We start from the raw sequence: 474 nt of genomic DNA on the forward strand, positions 1-474 counted from the left end.
AGGACGATCGGGACCAGGCCCAGGGCGATGTTGCCCTGCTGGTCGTAGAGCTGGACGATGATGAGCTTCTTGCCGAGGGTGTCCCAGGCGAGGATGGCCCAGCCCGAGCCCTGGACGCCTGCGGCGACGGCGGCGAAGTGCTTCTTGAACTTCTCGAAGGAGCCGAAGTCCTCGGCGATCGCTGCGGCGATGTCGCCGGTGGGCTCGCCGCCGCCCTCGGGGGAGAGGTTGGTCCAGAACGCGGAGTGGTTGACGTGTCCGCCGAGGTTGAACGCGAGGTTCTTCTCGTGGAGGTTGACCGCGGCGAGGTCGCCGGAGTCGCGGGCCTCGGCGAGCTTCTCGAGAGCCGTGTTGGCGCCGGTCACGTAGGCCTGGTGGTGCTTGGAGTGGTGCAGCTCCATGATGCGGCCGGAGATGTGGGGCTCGAGTGCGCCGTAGTCGTACGACAGCTCGGGAAGGGTGTAGACAGCCATG

1 protein-coding gene is annotated in these 474 nt (G+C 67.1%); it reads right to left on the reverse strand.

Translation table 11 applies throughout. From position 1 onward, the window contains the following. On the reverse strand, window positions 1-473 hold a 473-nt coding region (locus IE95_RS0118315; protein ID WP_030153672.1), incomplete at its 3' end, for a superoxide dismutase. Window position 474 lies beyond the last annotated feature (1 nt).

The sequence above is a fragment of the Oerskovia turbata genome, assembly GCF_000718325.1.
Taxonomy (GTDB): Bacteria; Actinomycetota; Actinomycetes; order Actinomycetales; family Cellulomonadaceae; genus Oerskovia; species Oerskovia turbata.